We start from the raw sequence: 5,116 nt of genomic DNA, 5'->3' as shown, positions 1-5,116 counted from the left end.
CTCGGAGGGATGGGCAGCCCCCCGGCCACGGCAGAGACGAGTCGGCGACGCATGGACCGTCAGCGGGAGCCCGCTGGCACCGGGAGACCCGACGCGGTTCTCCGAACTGGTCCGACTGTCGGACCAGTTTCCACCGCTCGGAGGGACGGGCAGCCCTCCGGCCACGGCAGGCGATGAGGCCGGGCCGACCTGGACCGTCAGCGGGAGCCCGCTGGCACCGGGAGACCCGACGCGGCTGTCCGAACTGGTCCGACTGTCGGACCAGTTTCCGCTGCTCGGCTTGACGGGCAGCCCCCCAGCCACGGCAGGCGCCGAGGCCGGGCTGACGGGATGCGTCAGCGGGAGCCCGCTGGCACCGGGTGACCCGGCGCGGTTGTCCAAACCTGTCCGACTGTCGGACAGGTTCGTGAGGTGCGCCGCCGCCGGTGCACCCGGTTGGGCACTGAGTCCAGGACGAAGCTGGACCACCAGCCGTGTGCCGGTCGCCGCCTCCGGATGGAAGTGCAGCGTGGTCGCCTGTCCCCCGGCGGCGGCCCGCACCGCCCGGAGGACTTCCTGGGCCTCCCGGGCGGAGTGGGGCGGCAGCGTGACGCCCGGCCCGGAGCCCGCCTCTTCGGACATCCGCAGGTGGCACAGCGGCTTCAAGCCCCGCGCTTCCGCCTTCTCGGCCGTGGTCACCGCCAGCATCGCCATGCCCTCTTCAGGCATGGCCGCGGCGGGGCCTTCTCCCGGGCGCCGCACGTGGGCGCTGCCCACGAGCACCAGCTCGAACCCACTGTCCAGCAGGGCCCGCGAGGCCCGCAGCGACGCGGCCAGCGTGCCCGCCCCCGCGTCCACCACGAAGTTCGGCCCCTTGGTGTCCAGTGCTCCCGCCACCCGCCCCGGCGTGACGTTGGGCATCATCCCCTGGAGTGTGTAGGGCCCGGAGGGCCGCAGCGCGCCCACCGCCGCATGCAGGCGGTCCACCAGCGGCAGGAGCCGTGCGGAGTCCGGTGCTCGCTGGACGTGCTCGCGCAGCCGGCGCCGCGTGGAGTCCGCCAGCACGCGCTGCGTGGCCTCCACGCCCCGGCGCGTCTTCCCCTCCAGCCCCAGGACGATGGCCGTCCCCGTCCGCAGCGAATCAAAGGCCCCGAGCTTCTTCACGACGTCGCTCGCGACGATGAGCCCCAGGTGCTGCGTGAGGTCCATGTCCTCGGTGATGTCCGGCAACAGCCGCACGGACGCGGGCAGCCGCAGGCCCCGGGCGTCGACGCGCGCCTCCGGGAACATCCCCTCCGCGGCCACCACCACCAGCGCTTCGCCCGCAGCGGGCACCGCCCTTGCGCGCGTCGCGACCGTGCCTCCCCGGTACTCTTCCAGCACCAGGTGCGCGTTCGTCCCGCCGAAGCCGAAGCCATTCGTGGCGGCCCGGCGGGGATTCACCCCGTTCTCCGGCCACGGCTGCTCCCGCGTGCTCACCTCGAAGTCCGGCCCGAGCGCTCGGAGCCCCGCGCCCGGACGGTCGAAGTGGGACTGCGGCGGGAAGCTCCGGTGCTCCAGGGCCTTGCACAGCTTGATGACCGAAGCCGCCCCCGCTGCCCAGCCGACATGGCCGATCAGCGCCTTCACGCTGGCGAGCTGGAGGCCCTTGCGCTTGCCGCCGAAGACGCGGCCAATCGACTGCAACTCGGTGGTGTCACCGGCCGGCGTGGCCGTGCCGTGCGCCTCGATGTACTGGATGGATGAAGGCTCGACGCCCGCCGCCGCGTAGCACGCCTCCATCGCGGCCACCTGTCCATCCGCGCGAGGCACGTTGGCGGAGCTGCTGCGCCCGTCGCTGGAGAGCCCCGCGCCCCGGATGACCGCGTGGACCCGCAGCCCCTTGGACACGGCGTCCTCCAGGCGCATCAGGCCGACCACGCCAGCGCCCTCGCCGAAGATGACGCCATCCGCGCGCTCGTCGAAGGGCCGGCTCCCCGTCGCGGAGAGCCCCTTGAACTGCGAGAACAGGCAGCTGTTGCCCGGGCCCGGGGAGAACACTCCACCCGCGAGCACCAGGTCGGCCTCGTCGCGCTCCAGCGCCTTCATCCCCAGCGCGATGGCATAGAGCGAGGAAGCACAGGCCGCATCCAGCAGCATCGTGGACACGCCCGCACCCACCACGTCCGTCACCACCGCCTGGAGGGTGGGGTGCGGCGCGAGCTCGGCGGACGTGGCGCCGACCCCCAGGGCCTCACGCATCAGCGCGGAGAACTCCAGCGCCGTCTCGCCTCGTGCGCGCAGCAGGGCCTCGCCCGCCTCCAGGCACAGCGCGTCGTCGTACTCGGGAGAGCCGTCCGCGGTGGAGCCGAGCAGACACTGGATCCGTCCGGGCGCACGCGGCGCCGTGGAGCGCAGGGACTCCATCACCTGCGTGAGCGCGATCGCCAGCAGTTGCTGCTCGCGGCCATAGCGCTGGAAGCGGTCCGGCTGGATGCCCGGGGGCGGGACGAGGTCCGTGTCCAGGACCCGCCCGGTGAGCAGCGTGTACGTGCGGTCCGGAGTCACCGCCGGACCCACGAAGTCCACGACCTGGTCGGGATGGCTCAGGCCCGTGTCGACGATGCCGCTGATGCCCCGCTGGATGTTCCTCCAGTACGTCTCCGGATCCTTCGCGCCACCCGGCAGCATGCAGCCCAGGGACACCACCGCGATGGCCGGGGCCACGGTCTCCGCGTCTCGAACAACAGGCGACGCGGCCGGCGGGTCCGCGGGCAGCGCACGGTCCAGCGACGTCAGCGCCACGGACGAGTCCGCGGGGAGGATCCGCTGGACGATGCGCGTGAGCCGTCCCGCCGTGCCGCAGTCCACGAACCGGGTACAGCCCGCGCCCACCAGCGCCTCCACCGCGCCCGGGAAGTCGAAGGGACGCACCAGGTGGGACGCGAGCGCCCCCGCCAGCTCGGACCGGCCATCTCCGTACGCCTTCCGCTCGATGGGCGAATAGATGGGCCCTCGTGCCGGATGAACTTCGAGGTCCGCGAGGCTCGCGCGGAACGCGGCGACCGCGGGCGCCAGGCTCGGGTGATGGAACGGGTACCGGCTGGAGATGAAGGTGAAGCCCTTGCCCTGCCGTTCCAGGAACGCGCGCAGCTGCTCCAACTGCTCACGAGGCCCCGCCACCACGGTCTGCCGCGAGTGATTGCGGCCCGCGACCTCCAGGCTCCGCGCGCCACTCTCCGCCACGGCCCGCACGGTCTCCGGCTCCGACAGCGCGACCGCCGCGAGCGTCCCCAGGTCGTCCCGCACCGTCTGGAGCGCCCGGATGCGACGGCACACCACCTCCGCGCCCGTGCGCAGGTCCAGCGCGCCGGCCGCGGTCATCGCCGCGATCTCCCCGAAGCTGTGCCCCACGAACACGTCCGGCCGCGTGCCCTGCCGCTCCATCCAACGGGCCCCCAGCACCCCGGACAGGAAGATGCCGAGCTGATCCAACAGCGGCGACGCGTCCAGCGACCGGCCCACCTGGGCGACGTCCTCCGCCGCGAGCAGCGGCGCCACGTCGATGCCCTGGGACCGGCACGCCTCCGCCACCGCCTTCAGCTCCTCACGCAGCTCCGGCTGGAGCGCCTTCAACTGGAGGAAGAGGGCCGGCTCGAACGTGCCCTGTCCCGCGAACAGGAACGCCGTGGCGTTGGCGGGCAACGGGAGTCCCGGTTCGGGAAGGCGGACCGTGCGGGAGACCCCGCGCGGAGCGGTGTCCGCCAGCAGGGTCCTCGCCAGCTCACGCACGGCTTGCGGGAACAGCGCCTGGACGCCCGCGCCTCCCTGCAAGGCGAGGTCGCGGAAGCTCTTCGCGCCCGCCGGCTCATGGAGGGCCGCCAGGGATTCGAAGCTGCGCTGGAAGGACTCCGGGAAGGCGCGCAGCACGCCCTGCCGGTCCGCGCAGAGCACGGTCTGGTAGCCGCAGGCCACCGGTGTGCCGTCGCTCTTCAACGTGCGGAAGCAGAAGCGCAAGGACACCTCGCCCCGCTCCTCCAGCGACGTCAGCACCACCAGCCGGTCCCCCAGCGCCGCCGGGGCGAGGTTGCGCGAATAGCCCTCGTAGGTGAGCAGCAGCACCTGGTCGAAGTCGCGCCGGAACTCGGGCACCTCGAAGGCGTGCGGGCTGAAGAGCAGGTGCTCCCGGCCGGCGCACTGGAACTTGAAGTTGGTGAGGAAGTGATGGCTCCCGTAGGCCATCGTGTCATCGAAGTGGATGTCGTACGGGACGGCGAAGAAGTCCATGGTGGTGGCTCCGGAAAGAGGAACGGATCAGGACGCGCGAGCGGCCGGCAGCAGGCCGTCCACGGTCCCGGAGAGGCCGGCGTCCACCACCCAGATGGCGCCATTCACGCGCTGGGTCTTCGGCCCCAGCAGCAGCTCGGTCACGTCCGCGACGTCGTCCGCGGTGCACAGCCGTCCACCGGGCGTGGCGGACTCCCAGCGCGCGACGCGCTCGGGTGCGTCCGGGAACATGCCCAGCAGGTCTCCGTGCACGGGCCCCGCGGACACGCAGTTGGTGCGGATGCCCTCCGGCGCCAGCTCCGCTGCCAGGTAGCGCGTGAGCGACTCCACGCCCGCCTTCACCACGCCCTGGCAGCCCAGGTCGTGCATGTACCGCTGGGACATGGACGTGGACATGGTGACGATGCTCCCGCCCCCGCGCGCGGCCATCAGCGGACGGGCGCGCATCGCGCACTCATACGTGCCGGTGATGCAGGTGCGGAACGCCTTGTCCCAGTCCCGGGGCGCGATGCGGTCGAACGGACCGATGAGCCCGTTGGACGCATTGCACACGAGCAGGTCGAGCCCGCCCAGTTGCTCGCGGATCGCGGAGAACATCCGCTCCAGGTGCTCCTCCTGCGCGACGGAGCCCCACAGGTGGAGCGCCTTGCCGCCCGCGTCCACGATGTCCCGCGCCGTCTTCTCCCCGTCCTCGCGGGAGTGGAACGAGTTGACGACCACCGTCGCCCCCGCGCGCGCCAACCGCGTCGCGATGACGCGGCCAATGCCCTTCCCGGAACCCGTGACGAGCGCGACCTTCCCCGCGAAGGTCGGCTCCGTGCGCGACGGGACCGGCGCGGGCACGGCGTGGACGGGCGCGCGAGGCCGGGCC

2 protein-coding genes are annotated in these 5,116 nt (G+C 72.7%); both read right to left on the bottom strand.

The window, feature by feature from the left end; translation table 11 throughout:
• Positions 1 to 4,245, bottom strand: a 4,245-nt coding sequence (locus tag ACLEQD_RS36570; protein ID WP_410390520.1) for a beta-ketoacyl synthase N-terminal-like domain-containing protein, incomplete at its 3' end; no start/stop codon positions are given.
• Positions 4,246 to 4,272: 27 nt separating this feature from the next.
• The coding region (locus ACLEQD_RS36565) for an SDR family NAD(P)-dependent oxidoreductase (RefSeq protein ID WP_410390519.1) at positions 4,273 to 5,116 on the bottom strand (844 nt) is incomplete at its 5' end.

The sequence above is a fragment of the Corallococcus sp. 4LFB genome, from assembly GCF_046520365.1.
In the GTDB taxonomy this organism is placed as follows: Bacteria; Myxococcota; Myxococcia; order Myxococcales; family Myxococcaceae; genus Corallococcus; species Corallococcus caeni.
Note: the sequence above shows the minus strand (reverse complement) of the source record. Positions and strands in the feature narration are given on the sequence as shown.